The following is an 18,730-nucleotide window of genomic DNA, read 5'->3' as shown; positions in this document are numbered from 1 at the left end:
GTCAGTGCTCGTGACGCGGTTCGCCGTGGGCGTCGTGTCCGTGGGCACCGTCGGCTGCGCCGCCGTGCACGACGGGCTGGCCCGCCTGCTCCCACGCGACCATGCCGCCGGTCAGGTTGACCGCGGGCACCCCCGACTGCTCGAGGGCGGCGACCACCCGGGCCGACCGCGCCCCGGAGTGGCAGACGACGATCGCGGGCTGGTCGCCCCCGTCGATCTCCTGCCAGCGTGCGACGAGCTCCGACATCGGCACGAGGGTGGCCTCGGGCGCGTGGACGTCGTCCCACTCCCCCTGCTCGCGCACGTCGAACAGCCGGGCACCCGCATCGAGGCGACGGCGCGCCTCGGCGACGTCGACGTCGTGCACCTCGATCGCCATCAGGCGACCTCGGCCGCGGCGTCGACCTCGCGCTGACGCTTCTCGGCCGCACGCGTCTTCTTCGCGTCGGCCTCCTTGACCTTGGGCTCGTTCTCGCGCAGGTGGGCGTACATCGGCGACGCGATGAAGATCGTCGAGTAGGTGCCGACGATGATGCCGATGAACAGCGCGAGGGAGATGTCCCGCAACGTGCCCGCGCCGAGCACGTACGAGCCGATGAACAGGATCGCCGCGACCGGGAGCAGTGCGACCACCGACGTGTTGATCGAGCGCACGAGGGTCTGGTTGACGGCGAGGTTGACCGACTGCACGAAGGTGCGGTGCGACTCCTGCGCGGTGTTCTCCCGCACCTTGTCGAAGACCACGACGGTGTCGTACAGCGAGTAGCCGAGGATGGTCAGGAAGCCGATGACCGCGGCCGGGGTGACCTCGAGCCCGACGATGCCGTAGACACCGGCGGTGATGAGCAGGTCGTGGAGCAGGGCGGCCATCGCGGAGACGGACATCTTCCACGTGCGGAAGTACACGGCCATGACCACCGCGGCAAGGGCGAGGAAGATGACGAGTCCGCGGATCGCCTGCGCGAGGACGTCCGCACCCCAGGTGGCACCGATGTACGTCGACGCGACCTGGTCCTCGGAGACGCCGTACGCCTCGGCCAGGGCGTCCTGCACCTCGGTGGTCTCACGATCGGTCAGCTGCTCGGTCTGGACGCGGATGCCGTCCTGCCCGACCTGCGAGACCCGCGGGATGCCCTCAGGGACGATCGACTCGACCGTGCGCGTCGCGATCGACTGGTCGAGGTCCTTCGCGTCCGAGATGGTGAACTCGGACCCGCCCGTGAACTCGATGCCGAGGTGGTAGCCGCCGCGGAGCCACGGCACCGCGAGGGACACCACGATCGCGATGAGCGCGATGAGGTACCAGGTCTTCCGACGCCCGACGATGTCGTAGGAGCGCTTGCCCGTGTAGAGGTCGCTGCCGAACTGGCTGAAGCTGGCCATCAGTCGTCCTTCCCGTCCGGCGTGGAGCCGTTGTCGCCGGAGGCCTGCTGGGCCTTCCGCTCTGCGATCGTCTGGCGGCGCTGGGCCTCCCCCGCGCTGCGCTGACGCTTGCCGTCCACGACCGGCGCGCGGAACTGCGCGCGACCGCGGTAGACCGCGCCGAGGGCGGACGGATCGAGTCCGCTGAACTTGTGCCCCTCGCCGAAGAACCGGCTGCGGGCGATGAGCTGCATCATCGGGTGCGTGAACAGCACGACCACGACGACGTCGATCAGGGTGGTGAGGAGCAGCGTGAACGCGAAGCCCTTCACGTCGCTGACCGCGAGGATGTAGAGCACGACCGCCGCGAGGAAGTTGATCGAGTCGGACGCCAGGATCGTGCGGAGCGCCCGCTTCCAGCCGGACTCGACGGCGCTCTCGAGGCCGCGGCCGTCGCGCAGTTCGTCACGGATGCGTTCGAAGTAGACGATGAACGAGTCCGCCGTGATGCCGATCGCGACGATCAGACCGGCGACGCCGGCGAGCGACAGCCGGTAGTCGACGCGCCACGACATGATCGCGATGACCAGGTAGGTGAGCACCGCGGCGACACCGAGCGACAGGACCGTGACGAAGGCCAGTGCCCGGTACTGGATGACCGAGTAGATCACGACGAGGATCAGGCCGATCAGACCGGCGACGAGACCGCCGACGAGCTGCGCGGTGCCGAGCGTCGCCGAGATGTTCTCGTTCGACTGCACCTGGAAGTTGATCGGCAGGGCACCGTACTTCAGCTGGTCAGCCAGGGTCTTCGACGACTCGGCGGTGAAGTTGCCCGTGATCTGCGCCTTGCCGTTGGTGATCGCGGCGTTCGACGCCGGCGCCGTGATGACGGTGCCGTCGAGGACGATCGCGAACTGGTTCTGCGGCGGCTGGAGCTTGACGAGCCGGCTGGTGACGTCGCGGAAGTCGTCCGAGCTCTTGCCCTTGAACGTCAGGTTGACGGCCCACTGCCCGGTCGTCGCGCCCTGTGAGTCGGTGGCGAGGCCCGAGGTCGCGTTGCTGATGCCGGACCCGGAGACCTCGACCGGGCCGAGGATGTACTTGGCGGCGCCGTCCTGGTCACAGGTGACGAGGGGTTCGTCGTCGGGAGCCGTCGTGACGTCGTCCGGCGCCTTGCAGTTGTAGTTCGTGTAGAGGTCCTGCAGTGCGGGCGTGACCTGCGACAGGTCGCTGCCGTTCGTCGGCTTCGCGCTCGGCGTCGACTGCAGCGACGCGGGCGGCGAGTACGGCGTCGGTGACGCCGAAGCGGATGCGGACCCACCGACGGCGGAGTCGGTCGCGGCCTCGGTGTAGAGCACCGGGCGGAAGGTCAGCTTCGCCGCGGCCTCGATCCGGTCGATCGTCGCCTTGTCGGGCTTGCCCGGGATCGACACGACGATGTTGTTCGTGCCCTGGGTGTTGATCTGGGACTCGGAGACGCCGGTCGCGTTGATGCGCTGGCGGATGATGTTGACCGCCTGGTTCAACTGCTGCGAGGTGACCGACCCGCCCTCGGTGTTCTGCGCCGCGAGGGTCAGCTGCGTGCCGCCCTGCAGGTCGAGCGCCAGCTCGGGGACCCAGCTCGCGCCGGCGAACCACTTGTCGGTGTCGTCCTTGCTGTTGGCAGCGAGCACCGACGCAGCGGTGTTCAGGCCTGCCAGGGCGGCCATGATGATCACCAACCAGGTGAGCGAGCGCAGCGCCTTCTTGACGGGTGTCGATCGTGCCACCGGTCGTCTCGTCTTTCTGTTCAGGACCGACGGCGACGCCGGCGGCAGAGGTGTGGCCGCCGGGTCACGGGGACCCGGCGGCCATGGGTGTCAGTCTTCGGTCTTGCGCTTCGCAGCGTCGGTCTCGGTGGGCTCGACGCGCTCACCGAACTCGGGCTCGACCCGACGGTCGTCGGCGCGGGTGTCCCCGGTGCCCAGGTCGATCGCCGGCTTCGCCGCGGTCTCGTCCTCGGCCACGACGGTCGTCTCGACGTCCGAGGCGTTGTCGTCGACGACGCGCGACAGGGTCTGACGGTGGACCGTGACGACGGTGCCCGGGGCGATCTCGACGTCGGCGGTGACCTTCTCGTCGTCGACGGAGAGCAGCGTGCCGTACAGCCCGAACGAGAGCATGACGCGGGCGCCCGGGACCATCTTCGTCTGCAGCTCCGCCTGCTGCTTCTTGCGCTTGCGGCTGCTGTAGAACATGAAGGCAGCGAACGCGACGATGATGACGATGAGGAAGAGTGATTGGTCCATGGGGCGTTGCCTTCTCTGGTTGCTCGGTTCCAGCCGGAGCGGTCGTTGCTCGGCTTCGGGCCGTAGCAGTCTAGGGCACGGGTGTGGCCGTGATCGGGCAGCGCACTGTGAGCACGCTGCTCGGTTGCCGGCCGAAGCAGTGGGCGCCGACGGAGACGCGCCGTCGCTCAACATACTACATGTCGATCAATCGTCGAAGAGCCCTGGCTGTCCGGCCGTCCCGTCGCCCGGCGTGATCCCGAAGTGGCGCCAGGCCTGTGGAGTCGCGATGCGACCCCTCGGGGTCCGCGTGACGAGGCCGACGCGCACGAGGAACGGTTCGACGACGGACTCGATGGTCTCGGACTCCTCGCCCACGGACACCGCGAGCGTGTTGAGCCCGACCGGACCGCCGTCGAACCGGGTCAGCATGGTCTCGACGACCGCGCGGTCGAGCCGGTCGAGGCCGAGCTCGTCGACGTCGTACAGGTCGAGCGCGCCCTGCACCGCCGCCATGCCGTCGGTCGTCCGGTGCACGAGGGCGTAGTCCCGCACCCGGCGGAGCAGGCGGTTCGCGATGCGTGGCGTCCCACGAGAGCGCCCGGCGATCTCGCGCAGGGCCGATCGGTCGATGGCGAGCTCGAGCAGGTGGGCGGCTCGGATCAGGACCTGTTCGAGCTCGTCCTTCTCGTAGAACTCGAGGTGTGCCGTGAAGCCGAAGCGGTCGCGGAGGGGGTTCGGCAGGAGGCCCGCGCGGGTGGTCGCACCGACGAGCGTGAACGGGGCGAGGTCGAGTGGGATGCTCGTCGCGCCGGCGCCCTTGCCGACCATGACGTCGATCCGGAAGTCCTCCATCGCCAGGTAGAGCATCTCCTCCGCCGAGCGCGCCATGCGGTGGATCTCGTCGATGAACAGGACCTCGCCCGGCACCAGCGACGACAACACCGCCGCCAGGTCCCCCGCGTGCTGGATCGCCGGACCGCTGGACATGCGCAGGGGGCGACCGGACTCGTGCGCGACGATCATGGCGAGGGTCGTCTTGCCGAGCCCGGGCGGTCCGGCCATGAGGATGTGGTCGGGCGTGCGGTCCTGCAGCGCCGCGGCCTTGAGCAGCAGGTCGAGCTGCCCCCGGACCTTGCGCTGCCCGACGAACTCGTCGAGCGACTTCGGACGCAGTGCGCCCTCGAACGCCAGCTCTTCCTGCGACTCGGCACCGGCGGACGTGATGCCGCTCACCGGCCGGCTCCGGCGGGACGCAGCGTGCCGAGCGCGGCGCGGAGGAGTGCCTGCGTGCCCATCGCCGCGGCGCCCGGGTCGTTCGCGACGACGGCGTCGACCGCGGACTGCGCCGCGTCCTCACGCCAGCCGAGCCCGACGAGCGCCGTGACCACGTCCACCGCCGCCGGGTGGGCGGCACCGCTGCTCCCGACGGTCGCGGCCGGAGCCTGCTCGAACGCGACGAGCTTGCCGGACAACGCGACGATGATGAGCTTCGCGGTCTTCGGTCCGATGCCGGACACCTTGCGGAACGCGGCGTCGTCCTCGCGCGCCACGGCGTTCGCGATCTGCGCCGGATCGAGGTGTGCGAGCACGCCCAGGGCCGACTTCGGTCCGACGCCGGACACCCCACGCAGCAGGTCGAACACCTGCAGCGCCTCGCTCGAGTCGAACCCGAAGAGCAGGTGCTCGTCCTCACGCACGATCATGGCCGTGCGGAGGAAGACCTCGGACCCGAGCCGCATCGTGAGGGCCTGCGCCGGCGTCACGGTGACCGCGTAGCCGACTCCGCCGACCTCGATCACGACGGCCGATCCGGCGACGTCGATGCAGGTTCCCCGGAGGCTCGCGATCATGCCCACGAGCCTAGGGCCGCCCACCGACGAAGCCGGACCGCCGCGCGGCTGCGGCCTCGGCGCGGGCGAGCGGGGTGTCGGCCGCGCCGGTCTGCGCGTCCCGCCACGCGCGCTGTGCCGGGGTGAGGGTCGCCGGACCGGGACCGACCCGGTCGGGTGATCCGAGCCTCCAGGCATGGCACACGGCCAGCGCGAGCGCGTCCGCGGCGTCGGCCGGCTTGGGTGCCTCGTCGAGCCCGAGCACCCGCGCGATCATGGTCTGCACCTGCCGCTTGTCGGCGTTGCCGTAGCCGGTGACGGCGGCCTTGACCTCGGACGGGGTGTGCAGCCCGACGGGCAGGCCGCGGGCCGCCGCTGCGTGCAGCGCCAGTCCCGCGGCCTGGGCGGTGCCCATCACGGTCCGGACGTTCGCCTGGGCGAAGACGCGCTCGACGGCGACCGCGTCCGGTCGGTGCTCGTCGATCTCGGCGGCGATGCCGTCGGCGATGCGGAGCAGACGCTGTTCCAGGGCCATGTCGGCCGGGGTGCGCACGACCGTCACGTGGACGAGCCGTGCGCGCCGGTTGGGTGCGACCTCGACGACGCCGACACCGCACCGGGTGAGCCCGGGGTCCACCCCGAGCACACGGAGCACCGGACTAGTCCTCGTCCTCGTCGAGCTCGGCCTGGACGTCCGCGGGGATGTCGAAGTTGGCGTAGACGTTCTGCACGTCGTCGCTGTCCTCGAGCGCGTCGATCAGCTTGAACACCTTGCGCGCCGTCTCGGCGTCGACCGGCACCTTCACGCCGGGGACGAACTCGGCGTCGGCGGAGTCGTAGTCGATGCCGGCGTCCTGCAGCGCGGTGCGAGCCGCCACCAGGTCGCTCGCCTCGGTGATGACCTCGAAGCCGCCGCCCTGGTCGATGACGTCCTCGACACCCGCGTCGAGCACGGCCGTCATCACGGTGTCCTCGTCGAGACCGTCGGTCTTCGTCACCGAGATGACACCCTTGCGGGAGAAGTTGTAGGCGACGCTGCCCGGGTCGGCCATGGTGCCGCCGTTGCGGGACATCGCCGTCCGGACCTCGGCCGCGGCGCGGTTCTTGTTGTCCGTGAGGCACTCGACGAGCATGGCGACGCCGTTCGGGCCGTAGCCCTCGTACATGATCGTCGAGTACTCGATCGACTCACCGGTCAGACCGGCACCGCGCTTGATCGCGCGGTCGATGTTGTCGTTCGGCACCGAAGTCTTCTTGGCCTTCTGGACGGCGTCGACCAGGGTCGGGTTGCCCGACAGGTCGGCGCCACCCATCTTGGCCGCGACCTCGATGTTCTTGATGAGCTTGGCGAACGACTTCGCACGGCGCTGGTCGATGACCGCCTTCTTGTGCTTGGTCGTTGCCCACTTGGAATGCCCGGACACGGTGCTCCTTGCGTCTAGCGGAAGATCCGGACCAGTCTACCGGCCGGGAGGCGCGGGTCGCCGCCGCCCCGCTGGTGCTCGCCCCGCAAGACGCAACCTCGGCGGCAGTGCGCAGCGCGGTACGGCAGCGAGTATCCGCCGCCCTTGCGTCTTGCGGAGCGGAAGGGTCCGAGACTAGGCGGAGCGGACGAGGTCGAGGAAGCGACGGTGGAAGCGGTCCTCGCCGGCGACCTCGGGGTGGAACGCGCTGGCCAGCACGTTGCCCTGCTGCACCGCCACGACCTGGCCGTCCGCGAGGGCCCCGAGCACCTCGACGTCCGTGCCGTGCTCCTCGACCACGGGCGCGCGGATGAACACCGCGTGCACCGGGGCCTCGCCGAGCGCCGGCATCGGGATGTCGGTCTCGAAGGAGTCGTTCTGGTTGCCGAAGGCGTTCCGGCGAACGGTCGTGTCGAGCACGCCGAGCGTCTGCTGCCCCGGGATGCCCGCGGCGATCCGGGAGGACAGCATGATCATCCCGGCGCAGGTGCCGTAGGCGGGGAGGCCGTCACGGATCGCAGCGCCGAGCGGCTCGGCGACACCGAACGTGCGGGACAGCTTGTCCATGACGCTCGACTCGCCGCCGGGGATCACCACGCCGTCGAGCGTGTCGATCTCCTCGGGCCGACGGAGCGGCACCACCTCGGCGCCGAGCTCCGTCAGCGACGCGATGTGCTCGCGGAAGTCGCCCTGCAGCGCGAGGACCCCGATGCGGGGCCGGGCGCTCACCAGCCGCGCTCGGCGAGGCGGTGCGGCGCGGGGACGTCGGCGACGTTGATGCCGACCATGGCCTCGCCCAGCCCACGGGAGACCTCGGCGATGACCTTCGGGTCGTCGTGGAAGGTGACGGCCTTGACGATCGCCGCGGCGCGCTTCGCCGGGTCGCCCGACTTGAAGATGCCGGAGCCGACGAACACGCCGTCCGCGCCGAGCTGCATCATCATCGCGGCGTCGGCCGGGGTGGCGACACCACCGGCGGTGAAGAGCACGACCGGGAGCTTGCCGGTCTGCGCGACCTCCTTCACGACGTCGAAGGGAGCCTGGAGCTCCTTCGCGGCGACGTAGAGCTCGTCCTCCTTGAGGTAGCGCAGCGCCGCGATCTCCTTCGAGATGGTGCGGATGTGCTTCGTGGCCTCGGAGACGTCGCCCGTGCCGGCCTCGCCCTTGGAGCGGATCATCGCGGCACCCTCGGTGATGCGACGCAGGGCCTCACCCAGGTTGGTGGCGCCGCAGACGAAGGGGGTGGTGAAGTTCCACTTGTCGATGTGGTTGACGTAGTCGGCGGGCGACAGCACCTCGGACTCGTCGATGTAGTCGACACCGAGCTCCTGCAGCACCTGCGCCTCGACGAAGTGGCCGATGCGGGCCTTCGCCATGACGGGGATCGACACCGCGGCGATGATCTCCTCGATCATCGACGGGTCGGACATGCGGGCGACGCCGCCCTGCGCGCGGATGTCGGCGGGAACACGCTCGAGGGCCATGACGGCGGTGGCGCCGGCCTCTTCCGCGATGCGGGCCTGCTCCGCGTCGATGACGTCCATGATGACGCCACCCTTGAGCATCTCCGCGAGGCCGCGCTTGACGCGGTCGGAGCCGGTGATCGAGGTGCCGTTCGTGCCCGAGGTGCTGGTGCTGTCGCTCATGATGCCGACAGTCTAGTCCGCAGCGGGCCAGCCTTCGGCGACGAGTCGGCGGGTGTCCCCGAGCATCTGCGACATCGACTTCGTCCGGGCGATGATCGGGAAGAAGTTCGAGTCCGACGCCCACCGCGGCACGATGTGCTGGTGCAGGTGCGCGGCGACCCCGGCACCGGCGATCTCGCCCTGGTTCATGCCGATGTTGAAGCCGTCGCAGTGCGACACCGCACGCAGCACGCGCATCGCCGTCTGCGTCAGCTCGGCCATCTCGCGGGTCTCCTCCGGCGTCGCCTCGTCGTAGAGCGGGACGTGGCGGTACGGGCAGACGAGCAGGTGCCCGTTGTTGTACGGGTACAGGTTGAGCAGGACGTAGGCGTGCTCGCCGCGGGCGACGATCAGTGCGTCCTCGTCGGACCGGTGCGGAGCCTCGCAGAACGGGCAGTCGTCCTCGTGCCCACGGCCCTTGCCCTCGCGCCCGGCGTCGATGTACGCCATCCGGTGCGGGTTCCACAGGCGCTGGAACGCGTCCGGCACCGCGGCGCCGGTCGCGGCGTCACGGATCACCAGCGGATCGTCGGCGCCGCCGGTGCCCGCGGCACCGATCGCACCCGTCGCGCGGGCCGCAGCCGACGTGTCGGGCGCATCCGGGGCCCCGGAGCCGGCCACGTCGACGACGTGACCGGTCCCGGGGACGTGCTCGGTGCCTCCCGGCCGCTCCTGGTCCATCAGACCTGCGCGCGCTCGCGGATGGCGGTGAGGATCCGGTCGACGGCCTCGTCGACGGGCACGCCGTTGTCCTGGCGGCCGTCGCGGAAGCGGAACGAGACCGCGCCGGCGTCGCGGTCGTCGCCACCGGCGATGAGCTGGAACGGCACCTTGGCCTTGGTGTGCGTGCGGATCTTCTTCTGCATGCGATCGTCCGAGTGGTCGACCTCGGCGCGGACGCCGTGCGAGCGCAGCTTCGCGACGACCTCGTCGAGGTAGTCGCCGTACTCGGCCGCGACCGGGATCGCGACGACCTGCACCGGGGACAGCCACGCCGGGAACGCGCCCGCGTAGTGCTCGGTGAGGACGCCGAAGAACCGCTCGATCGAGCCGAACAGGGCGCGGTGGATCATCACCGGACGCTGCCGCGAGCCGTCCGGAGCCGTGTACTCCAGCTCGAAGCGTTCCGGCAGGTTGAAGTCGAGCTGCACGGTCGACATCTGCCAGGTGCGGCCGATGGCATCGCGCGCCTGCACCGAGATCTTCGGGCCGTAGAACGCCGCACCCGCGGGGTCCGGCACGAGCTCGAGGCCGGACTCCTCGGCGACCTCGCGCAGGGTGTTCGTCGCGACCTCCCACACGTCGTCGTCGCCGACGTACTTCTCCGGGTCCTTCGTGGACAGCTCGAGGTAGAAGTCGTCGAGGCCGTAGTCGCGGAGCAGCGAGAGCACGAACTGGAGCGTCGTGGTCAGCTCCTCCTTCATCTTCTCCTGCGTGGTGAAGATGTGGGCGTCGTCCTGGGTCATGCCGCGGACGCGGGTCAGGCCGTGGATCACGCCGGACTTCTCGTTGCGGTAGACCGTGCCGAACTCGAACATCCGCAGCGGCAGGTCGCGGTACGACCGGGCCTGCGAGCGGTACGCCAGGATGTGCATCGGGCAGTTCATCGGCTTGAGGTAGTAGTCCGCCCCCTGCCGGGTGACGTTGCCGTCCTCGTCGCGCGCCTCGTCCATGTGCATGGCCGGGAACATGCCGTCCTTGTACCAGCCGAGGTGGCCGGACTGCTCGAACAGGTCACCCTTGGTGATGTGCGGCGTGTAGACGAAGGAGTAGCCCTCCTGCTCGTGCCGACGGCGCGAGTAGTCCTCCATTTCGCGGCGGATGATGCCGCCCTTCGGGTGGAAGATCGCCAGGCCCGAGCCGATCTCGTCCGGGAACGAGAACAGGTCGAGTTCGGCACCGAGCTTGCGGTGGTCGCGCTTGGCGGCCTCCTCGAGCCGGAGCTGGTACGCCTTGAGCTGGTCCTTGTCGGGCCACGCCGTGCCGTAGATGCGCTGGAGCTGCGGGTTCTTCTCCGAGCCGCGCCAGTACGCCGCCGCGACGCGCATGAGCTTCGACGCGTTGCCGATCCAGCGGGTGTGCGGGACGTGCGGTCCACGGCAGAGGTCCTGCCACATGACCTCGCCCGACTTCGGGTCGACGTTCTCGTAGACCGTGAGCTCGCCGGCGCCGACCTCGACGCTCTCGCCGGAGTCGCCCTCGTCCGCGGCGCCCTTCAGACCGATGAGCTCCTGCTTGTAGGGCTCCCCCGCCATGCGCTCGCGGGCTTCCTCGTCGGTGACGACGACGCGACGGAAGCGCTGGGCCTGCCGGATGATCCGGTCCATGCCCTTCTCGATGGCCTTGAGGTCCTCGGGCGTGAACGGTTCGGCGACGTCGAAGTCGTAGTAGTAGCCGTCCGTCACGGGCGGGCCGATGCCGAGCTTGGCATCCGGGTTGATCTGCTGCACGGCCTGCGCGAGCACGTGCGCGGCGGAGTGCCGGAGGATGTCGAGTCCGTCCTGCTCCTGCAGGGTCACGGCCTCGGCGGTCTCGCCGTCCTGCACGGCCGCGTCGAGGTCCTTGAGGACGCCGCCGACGCGGATGGCGACGACGCCGCGCTCACCCTCGAAGAGCTCGGTGCCCGTCGTGGTCGTCGTCGCGGTGCGGGGCTCGGGTGCCTGGGGCAGGTCTGCGGGCTCGGCGTTCTCCGGCGATGCGGCGACTGACTCGGTCACGATCGTGGTGCTCCTCGGTTGGTTCAGGGGTGGGTCAAGACTAGTGCGCGAGCCGGGCCGGTTCAGGCGGGGACGCGGCCGAGCGTCGTGACGGGCAGACGGGGCTCGAGGCGCTCCCGACCGGCGAGGCCGTCGAGCTCGAGCAGCGACGCGAAGCCGATCGCTTCGTACCCCGCGCGCTCGAGCAGGGTGACCGTCGCGGCAGCGGTGCCCCCGGTGGCGAGGACGTCGTCGACGACGAGCACCCGCGTGCCCTGCGGCAACTGCCCCGGGCGGAGTTCGAGCTCGGCCTCGCCGTACTCGAGCGCGTACTGCTCGCTGAGGACCTCACCGGGGAGCTTGCCGGCCTTGCGGACGGTCAGGACGCCGACCTGGTGCTGTGCGGCGATCCCACCCGCGAGGGCGAAGCCGCGGGCCTCGATGCCGGCGACCGCCTGGAACCCGGCGCCGATCGCGAACGGCGCGGCGAGGGCCTCGCACACGCGCCCGAAGGCCACGGGGTCGGAGAAGACCGGCGTCACGTCGCGGAACAGGATGCCGGGCTTCGGGAAGTCCGGGACGATGGCGGTGAGGCGTTCGACGAGTGCAGCTGCGGTTTCGGTCACCGGACAACGGTACGGGAGGCGCGGGGTGCGTCGCGCGCACGGGTTCCGGTCCGTGCGTGGCCGGCCGGGCGCCGGACGGCGCGAGCGGGTGGACGAGTGGCCGGGCGCGGCGTCTCGTCGCACGACGCGCCGCGTGCGGTCGCGCTCGTCGCACGACGCGCCGCCGGGCGAGGACCCGGACGGCGCGTCGTGCGACCGCGAGGCCGCGGCGCGCGGCGCGTCAGCGCCACATGCGCATCGCGGCGCCCTCCACGAGCAGGGCGACCTCGCGCTCGCGCAGCTCGCGCTCGAGCCGCTGCCGCGTCGCGAAGTCGACGGACGGCCGCACGCGGTGGGTCCGACGGCTCCAGATGATGAGGGACATGCCGACCCGCAGGGCGATGCGGTCGGCCAGGGACACGCGACGCTGCTGGTCGACGGTGTCGGGCGGACGGATGGACGTGGTCTTCGATGACACGGTGGTTCGCTTTCGAGCAGGACGCCCGGGACCGGGCGCGACGGACCGACCCGGGTTGCGGGCACGGCGAAGGCACCCGGAGAACGGGCGCACGGAGAATGCAGGAATGCAACGGGGTGCATTCCGCAACGGTTCCGGAACGGAACGAGGAATGACGATCCGAGGACGTAGGCGCCGCAGGGTCAGCCGTTTCCGGTGCGACCGTCAGCGCGTATTCTCCGCGGGCCGATCAGACCCGCTGAGCGGAGATCGGACGCGGAACGCGAGCAGGTGCAGCGGACCCCGACGAGGCGGGGACGGCAGGTGTCGACCGGTGCGGAACGCCCGAGGTCAGCGGACCAGGAGGGAGGTCCAGCTGGTCCCACGGATCCCACGGAACGGAGTCGTCGTGGTCATGAACATGGTCAGCCCCCTCTCTCGGTCTCGTGCTGACTGGCGTGCTCGTGAACACTATCCACATTCCCAACGCGCCCGCAACCCATTCTCCGGAATCGGTCTGGATTGCATTCCCGGACACGCAGAACGGCCCCGGTACCGATTCGGTACCGGGGCCGTTCTCGACGCACTGACTAGACCGTCGCGGACTCCTCGACCCGGGCGACGAGCGCGTCGTCGACGACGTCGATCCGGACGGTGTCGCCGCGGTGCACCCGCTCCTCGACCACGAGGGTCGCGATCCGGTCGTCGACCTCGCGCTGGATGAGCCGACGGAGGGGTCGGGCGCCGTACTCGGGCTCGTAGCCGTGCTCGGCGAGCCAGTCGGTCGCCGCGTCGGACACCGACAGCGACATGTCCTGCGCGAGCAGCCGGAGCGCGGTGTCCTGCAGCAGCAGGTCCACGATCGACCGGAGCTGGGAGCGCTCGAGCTTGCGGAACAGCACGATGTCGTCGATGCGGTTGATGAACTCCGGCCGCATGGCCTCGCGGAGCTTGCCCATCACCCGCGCGCGCAGGTCGTCCTCGGCGTAGCCGTCGGTCGATCCGACCGCCGAGAACCCGAGGGCGCCGGAGCGCGACGCGAGGAACTCGGACCCGATGTTCGACGTCATGATCACGACCGTGTTCCGGAAGTCGACCGTGCGGCCCTGCCCGTCCGTGAGACGACCGTCGTCGAGCACCTGCAGCAGCAGGTTGAACACGTCCGGGTGGGCCTTCTCGACCTCGTCGAGCAGGATCACCGAGTACGGGTTCCGACGGACGCGCTCGGTGAGCTGCCCGGCCTCGTCGTACCCGACGTACCCGGGAGGGGCACCGACGAGCCGCGAGACCGTGTGGCGTTCGCCGAACTCGCTCATGTCGAATCGGAGCATCGCCGACTCGTCGCCGAACAGCGACCCGGCCAGGGCCTTCGCGAGTTCGGTCTTGCCGACACCGGTCGGACCGAGGAACAGGAAGCTGCCCACCGGACGACGCGGGTCGCCCATGCCGGTCCGGCTGCGCCGGACGGCGGTCGCGACGGCGCGCACCGCGTCGTCCTGCCCGACGACGCGCTCGTGGAGCTCGTCCTCGAGTGCGGCCAGGCGGGTGCGGTCGCCCTGCGTCAGGCGCGTCGCGGGGATGCCGGTCGCGCGGGACACCACCTCCGCGACGTCGGCCTCCGTGATCACGCGGTCGGCCGGGGTCGGACGGGAGGCGCGACCAGCGTCACCCTGCGAGGCGGCGGTGATCCGCGCCTCCAGTCCGTCGATCTCGTCGCGCAGACGCGACGCCTCCTCGTAGTGCTCCTCGGCGACCGCCGCGTCCTTCGACGCGGTCAGCGTGATGATCTGGTCACGCAGCGCCTCGACGTCCACGTCGCCCGACAGGGCGAGCCGACGACGTGCGCCGGCCTGGTCGACGAGGTCGATGGCCTTGTCCGGCAGGTGGCGGTCGGTGACGTAGCGGTGCGACAGCTCGACCGCGGCACGGAGCGCCTCGGGCGTGTAGGTGACGTCGTGGTGCTCGGCGTAGCGGGGCGCGAGGCCGGTGAGGATCGCGACCGCGTCCTCGACGCTCGGCTCCCCCACCGTCACCGGCTGGAAGCGGCGCTCGAGCGCGGCGTCCTTCTCGATCCGGCGGTACTCGTTCAGCGTCGTCGCGCCGACGAGGTGCAGGTCACCGCGCGCGAGGCGTGGCTTGAGGATGTTGCCGGCATCCATCGATCCACCCTCGCCACCGCCACCGGCGCCGACGACGGTGTGGAGCTCGTCGACGAAGACGATGAGCTCGTCGGCGTGCGCGGCGATCTCGTCCATCGCCGTCGTCAGGCGCTCCTCGAAGTCGCCGCGGTAGCGCGTGCCGGAGAGCATCCCGGCGAGGTCGAGCGCGACGACCCGCTTGCCCTGCAGGAGCGAGGGGACGTCGCCATCGGCGATGCGCTGGGCGAGGCCCTCGACGATCGCGGTCTTGCCGACGCCGGGCTCGCCGATGAGCACGGGGTTGTTCTTGGTGCGGCGGAGCAGGATCTCGACGGTCTGCTCGATCTCGTCGGCGCGGCCGATCACCGGGTCGATGCCACCCTGCCGGGCGCGCTCGGTGAGGTCGGTGCCGAACTGGTCGAGCGTCGGGGTGTCGGACCGGGCTCCGTCCGCGGTCGTGGTCTGGTCGGTGCCGGGCATCGGGCGTCCCTCTCGTGCTGCGGCCGCGGCCTGCTGGGCGTGGTCCTGCATGACCTGCGGCGTGACGCCGGCACTCGCGAGCAGCTGCCCGGTGACGGTGTCCTGGTCCATGACGAGCGCGAAGAACACGTGCTCGGGATCGGTGTACGTGCTGCCGAAGCCGCGCGCGGCCTGGGTGGCCTCGAGCAGGATCCGCTGCGCGGTGGCGGTCAGCGCGGGCCGACCGGACTGCTCGGGACGTGCGGCGCGCGCCATCGGCAGGCGCTGCTCGACCTCGTCGGCGAACTGCTCCGGGTCGACGCCGGCGTGCCGGAGCACCGCGGTGAACGGGTCGGTGCGGACGAGCACGTGCAGGATGTGCAGCGCGTCCACCTCGTGCTGCCCCTGCTCGACGGCGTACTCCGCCGTGCGCTGGAGCACCTCGTGGGTGCGGCGGCTCAGCAGCCGCGTGATGTCGACCGGGCGTCCCAGCGGTACGGATCGCTGGGCGCCGGTGCTCTGGGCCGCGAGGAGTCGCGCGAGGAACTCGTCGAACGAGTCACTGCCGCTGGTCGGGCCGAACGTCTCTGGCAACGGGACCTCCTGGGAACTTGAGTGCCTTCGACTCAATGCAACGCAGGGCGGCCCGCGTCATTCCCGGTGGACGGAAGAAGTTGCGTCGGGCCGACTCAGGTCCGGGCGATGGGCGCGGTGGACGCCTCGGTGACCCGCACGAGGTCCGCGGGGGCGACCTCGATGTCGAAGCCGCGACGACCACCCGAGACGAAGATGCTCGGGTAGGTCAGGGCGGACTCGTCGACGACGGTGCGCAACGGCGTCCGCTGTCCGACGGGGCTGATCCCGCCGACGACGTAGCCGGTGCGCTTCTCCGCCAGGGCCGGCTGGGCGAGCGTCGCCTTCTTGCCGCCGAGCGCTGCGGCGATCGCCTTGAGGTCGAGGCGGTTGGCGACCGGGACGACCGCGACCGCGAGCTGGCCGTCGACCGACACCACGAGCGTCTTGAACACCTGTTCCTCGCGGAGGCCGAGGGCAGCGGCGGCCTCCTCGCCGAAGTTCGTCGCGGTCTCGTGGTGCTCGTAGACGTGCGGCGTGAACGGGACCCCCGCCCGCTCGAGGGCGAGGGTCGCTGGGGTGCTCGGCGATCCTGCGGTCATGCCTGCGATCCTGCCCGTCCGCACCCGACCGTCGACGGCGGCACGCGGAGGTTACGCTGAACGGACCATGACCGTCGTCGAACTGCTGCTCCGCGCGCTCGCCGCGCTGCAGCTCGGCGATGCCTCGGTGGTCGCGCCAGCGCCGCTGCTCGCCGTGGCCGCCCTCGGCCTGGCCGCGGTCGCGGCGACGGTGCTCGTCGTGCGGCTGCTCGCGACGGCGTTCGGCCTCGACGCCGATCCGACCCGTGCCGGGGCACCCGGCGCGGCGGCGGACCGGCCGACGCGCATCGCGTGGAGCCACCCCGACGCCGACGGCCAGGTGCGGTCCCGTGCCCCGGGAGCGGCGCTGCCGACCTGACCGCCGGCGTGTGGTCGGGTCACGTGACCGCGTACCCCTCCACCGAACGGATCGTCATGGACATCACCACCCTGCCCGTCGTCGGGAGCCTGCTGCACGCCGGCGCCGACCTGCTCACCACGCTGACCGCGGGGCTCTCCCCCGTCGCCGGCGGCGCCGCGGCCGCGCTCGCGGTCGTCCTGCTCACCCTCGCCGTCCGGCTCGCACTCGTCCCGCTCGCCGTGCTGCAGATCCGGGCGGAACGGGACCGCCGTCGTCTCGCCCCGCAGCTCGCCGCGCTCCGACGCCGGTACGGCCACGACACCCGCCGACTGCAGGAGGCGGTGCAGCGCCTGTACACGTCGGAGCGGGTGTCGCCGCTCGCGGGGTGCCTGCCGGTGCTCGCGCAGGCTCCGGTGCTCTCGCTCGTGTACGCACTGTTCACCCACGCCACGATCGACGGTGTCGTCAACGCCCTGCTCGGTGCGACGCTCGTCGGGATCCCGCTCGGCCAGTCGCTGCTCGTGGTGCTCACGTCGCCGCTCTGGACGCAGGCGTGGATCGTGCTCGTGCTCCTGGCGCTGCTCGCCGTGACGGTCGAGCTGGCCCGGCGTGCCGGCCTCCGGTGGAACCCCGTGGAGGCACCCCCGGTGGGCGCGCCCGGCAGCGGCGTCGCGGCGGCGTCCGCCCGCTGGGTCCCGTTCGTGTCCGTCGTGTTCGCCGCGGTCGTGCCGCTGGCGGCGACGCTGTACGTCGTCACGAGCGCCGTGTGGTCCCTCGGGGAGCGCGCCGTGCTGCGCCGTCTGTTGCGCTGACGCGGATCAGCCGCCCTGGCCCTCCTGCTGCGGGCCCTGGTCGACGGGATCGTACTCCGATCCGCGGCCCTGTTCCTCGTCGGGGGTCGGCACGTGCCGCTCGGTGCCGGAGCCGTCGGGGCTGGTCGCGACGTAGTCGGCCTCGCCGGACTGCGTGTCGTGGCTGAGCGGCTCGAGGGTCTCGGGGTCGGCGTCGTGCCGGACGGCGTCGTGCCGCTCGCCGCCGTCCTCGCCGCCTCCCGCTCCCTCGCCACGGTGGGTGGTGGGCGGGGTGGTGGGCACGCCGGTGCCCGTCCCGTCGGCCGTTGCTGCGTCGTCGGTTCCGGTCGTCATGTGCCCGGTCTACCCGCACGCCTCTGGACGGTCGCCGCAACCGGGCGGACGCGGGAGCGGGACGGTGGGAGCATGAGGGTCGTCCGGTGCGTCCGGACCGGGAGTGCGCATGACCGACGAGGACGTCACAGCGGAACGGGCACGGCTCGAAGCACTCGCGTGGGGTGTCGGGTCGTCGCCCGAGGAAGCCGCACGGGCCCGGCTCGCGCTGCGGGCGATGCCAGCCGCAGGTGCGGTGGCCCGCAGCGACGCACCGGCCCGGAGCGACAGACCAGCCCGGAGCGACGGACCAGCCCGGAGCGACGCACCGTCCTGGCCCGCGGGCACCGCCGCGGTCCGGTCCGAGCGGACGGCGACCGGGAGCGCGACACCCGACGACACCGTGACCGGGAGGGCCGCGGCCGACGGCACGGCGGCGGGTGCCACCGCGCCGGGCGTCGGCGGACGCGATGCAGCGGACGTGACCATCGCGATGGACGCGACGGGCGGGGGCGACGCGGGGGACGCGGACGGTGCGGCGAGCCACGGGGCCGGGGCGGGCCTCCCGACCGGGGCGGGCACCTGGCGGGCGCGCGTGCGGGGACTCCTCTGGACCGCGCGTCCGCGCGCCTGGATCGCGCTCGGCGCCCTCGCCGTCCTCGGCCTGACCTTCGCGGCGGGCACGCTGGTCGGGACGTCCTCCGGGCAGCAGGTCGCTGCGCCGAGCACGACACCGACCCCGGGCACCGTCACGCTCGAGGAACTGCTCGACGTCCCCCAGACCTCCGCGGACCAGCTGCCGGGGCCCGTCGGGGCGCCGGTGAGCCTCCGGACGACGCGGCTCGTGTTCACGAACCGCGCCCTCGACGGCAGCGCGTTCGAGACGCCCTGGAACGTGTGGGCCGGCGTCGGGACCGACCGCGAGACCATCTGCCTGGTCGCGACCGCCAACCGGCTCGAGTCGACGACCGCGTGCTACCCCCGCGACGACGCGCTGCACGGGAACGTCTCGCTGTCGGCGCAGTCGATGAGCGGCACGCTGACCATCACCGTGCGCGGAGGCGCGGTGCAGGGGACCGTGACGAACGAGAACTGATCGGGCTCCCCGCGTCCGGAGTGCGTTG

General features: G+C 71.4%; 20 protein-coding genes. 3 read left to right on the top strand and 17 right to left on the bottom strand.

Going from position 1 to position 18,730, the window contains the following annotated elements; translation table 11 throughout:
- Position 1 precedes the first annotated feature (1 nt).
- The 16 genes from QUG93_RS00695 to ybaK all read right to left on the bottom strand — a co-directional run bounded on the left by QUG93_RS00695 (position 2) and on the right by ybaK (position 16,142).
- Positions 2-379, bottom strand: a complete 378-nt coding sequence (locus tag QUG93_RS00695; RefSeq protein WP_289471711.1) for a rhodanese-like domain-containing protein — start codon at positions 377-379, stop codon at positions 2-4.
- Positions 379-1,383 carry a protein translocase subunit SecF gene (gene secF / locus QUG93_RS00690; protein ID WP_289471710.1) on the bottom strand — a complete coding sequence of 335 codons (1,005 nt, stop codon included), beginning with the start codon at positions 1,381-1,383 and terminating at the stop codon, positions 379-381. The genes QUG93_RS00695 and secF overlap by 1 nt, the downstream gene beginning before the upstream one ends.
- The gene (gene secD, locus QUG93_RS00685) at positions 1,383-3,134 is read right to left on the bottom strand and encodes a protein translocase subunit SecD (RefSeq protein ID WP_289471709.1); all 1,752 of its coding nucleotides are present in this window, start codon (positions 3,132-3,134) and stop codon (positions 1,383-1,385) included. The genes secF and secD overlap by 1 nt, the downstream gene beginning before the upstream one ends.
- A 90-nt stretch (positions 3,135-3,224) precedes the next feature.
- Positions 3,225-3,653, bottom strand: a complete 429-nt coding sequence (locus QUG93_RS00680; protein WP_289471708.1) for a preprotein translocase subunit YajC — start codon at positions 3,651-3,653, stop codon at positions 3,225-3,227.
- A gap of 186 nt (positions 3,654-3,839) precedes the next feature.
- A complete protein-coding gene (gene ruvB, locus QUG93_RS00675; RefSeq protein ID WP_289471707.1) occupies positions 3,840-4,868 on the bottom strand; it encodes a Holliday junction branch migration DNA helicase RuvB in 1,029 nt (342 codons plus the stop codon).
- Positions 4,865-5,485 carry a Holliday junction branch migration protein RuvA gene (ruvA, locus tag QUG93_RS00670; protein ID WP_289471706.1) on the bottom strand — a complete coding sequence of 207 codons (621 nt, stop codon included), beginning with the start codon at positions 5,483-5,485 and terminating at the stop codon, positions 4,865-4,867. Before ruvA ends, ruvB begins: the two co-directional genes overlap by 4 nt.
- A 10-nt stretch (positions 5,486-5,495) precedes the next feature.
- Positions 5,496-6,119, bottom strand: a complete 624-nt coding sequence (ruvC, locus tag QUG93_RS00665; protein WP_289471705.1) for a crossover junction endodeoxyribonuclease RuvC — start codon at positions 6,117-6,119, stop codon at positions 5,496-5,498.
- A 4-nt stretch (positions 6,120-6,123) separates the two neighbouring features.
- Positions 6,124-6,888: a YebC/PmpR family DNA-binding transcriptional regulator gene (locus tag QUG93_RS00660; protein ID WP_289471704.1), complete on the bottom strand. Its 765-nt coding sequence runs from the start codon at positions 6,886-6,888 to the stop codon at positions 6,124-6,126.
- 174 nt (positions 6,889-7,062) lie between these two features.
- Positions 7,063-7,656, bottom strand: coding sequence for a pyridoxal 5'-phosphate synthase glutaminase subunit PdxT (gene pdxT, locus QUG93_RS00655; protein ID WP_289471703.1), 594 nt, complete (start codon positions 7,654-7,656; stop codon positions 7,063-7,065).
- Positions 7,653-8,573, bottom strand: a complete 921-nt coding sequence (pdxS, locus tag QUG93_RS00650; protein ID WP_058727871.1) for a pyridoxal 5'-phosphate synthase lyase subunit PdxS — start codon at positions 8,571-8,573, stop codon at positions 7,653-7,655. The genes pdxT and pdxS overlap by 4 nt, the downstream gene beginning before the upstream one ends.
- A 12-nt stretch (positions 8,574-8,585) precedes the next feature.
- A complete protein-coding gene (locus QUG93_RS00645) occupies positions 8,586-9,293 on the bottom strand; it encodes an HIT family protein (protein ID WP_353067725.1) in 708 nt (235 codons plus the stop codon).
- Positions 9,293-11,329: a threonine--tRNA ligase gene (gene thrS, locus QUG93_RS00640; protein WP_434533056.1), complete on the bottom strand. Its 2,037-nt coding sequence runs from the start codon at positions 11,327-11,329 to the stop codon at positions 9,293-9,295. Before thrS ends, QUG93_RS00645 begins: the two co-directional genes overlap by 1 nt.
- 62 nt (positions 11,330-11,391) lie before the next feature.
- Positions 11,392-11,934 (bottom strand): adenine phosphoribosyltransferase, encoded by a 543-nt coding sequence (locus QUG93_RS00635; protein ID WP_289471702.1) that lies wholly within the window; start codon positions 11,932-11,934, stop codon positions 11,392-11,394.
- A gap of 220 nt (positions 11,935-12,154) precedes the next feature.
- The gene (locus tag QUG93_RS00630) at positions 12,155-12,391 is read right to left on the bottom strand and encodes a hypothetical protein (protein ID WP_289471701.1); all 237 of its coding nucleotides are present in this window, start codon (positions 12,389-12,391) and stop codon (positions 12,155-12,157) included.
- Positions 12,392-12,960: 569 nt separating this feature from the next.
- Positions 12,961-15,561 carry an ATP-dependent Clp protease ATP-binding subunit gene (locus QUG93_RS00625; protein WP_289471700.1) on the bottom strand — a complete coding sequence of 867 codons (2,601 nt, stop codon included), beginning with the start codon at positions 15,559-15,561 and terminating at the stop codon, positions 12,961-12,963.
- Between the two features lie 95 nt (positions 15,562-15,656).
- Positions 15,657-16,142 (bottom strand): Cys-tRNA(Pro) deacylase, encoded by a 486-nt coding sequence (ybaK, locus tag QUG93_RS00620; protein ID WP_289471699.1) that lies wholly within the window; start codon positions 16,140-16,142, stop codon positions 15,657-15,659.
- A gap of 67 nt (positions 16,143-16,209) precedes the next feature.
- Here ybaK and QUG93_RS00615 point away from each other — a divergent pair, with 67 nt between their 5' ends.
- A complete protein-coding gene (locus QUG93_RS00615) occupies positions 16,210-16,500 on the top strand; it encodes a DUF6412 domain-containing protein (RefSeq protein ID WP_289471698.1) in 291 nt (96 codons plus the stop codon).
- 56 nt (positions 16,501-16,556) lie between these two features.
- On the top strand, positions 16,557-17,294 hold the full coding sequence (locus QUG93_RS00610; protein ID WP_289471697.1) for a YidC/Oxa1 family membrane protein insertase: 738 nt from the start codon (positions 16,557-16,559) through the stop codon (positions 17,292-17,294).
- 6 nt (positions 17,295-17,300) lie between these two features.
- Here the strand turns inward: QUG93_RS00610 and QUG93_RS00605 are convergent, their stop codons facing one another.
- A complete protein-coding gene (locus tag QUG93_RS00605) occupies positions 17,301-17,627 on the bottom strand; it encodes a hypothetical protein (RefSeq protein ID WP_289471696.1) in 327 nt (108 codons plus the stop codon).
- 109 nt (positions 17,628-17,736) lie between these two features.
- Between QUG93_RS00605 and QUG93_RS00600 the strand changes: the two genes are divergently transcribed.
- Positions 17,737-18,702, top strand: coding sequence for a hypothetical protein (locus QUG93_RS00600; RefSeq protein ID WP_289471695.1), 966 nt, complete (start codon positions 17,737-17,739; stop codon positions 18,700-18,702).
- The last annotated feature ends 28 nt before the right edge of the window (positions 18,703-18,730 follow it).

Source organism: Curtobacterium caseinilyticum (assembly GCF_030363035.1).
In the GTDB taxonomy this organism is placed as follows: Bacteria; Actinomycetota; Actinomycetes; order Actinomycetales; family Microbacteriaceae; genus Curtobacterium; species Curtobacterium caseinilyticum.
The sequence above is the reverse complement of the archived record's forward strand: the minus strand, read 5'-3'. Positions and strand labels throughout refer to the sequence as shown.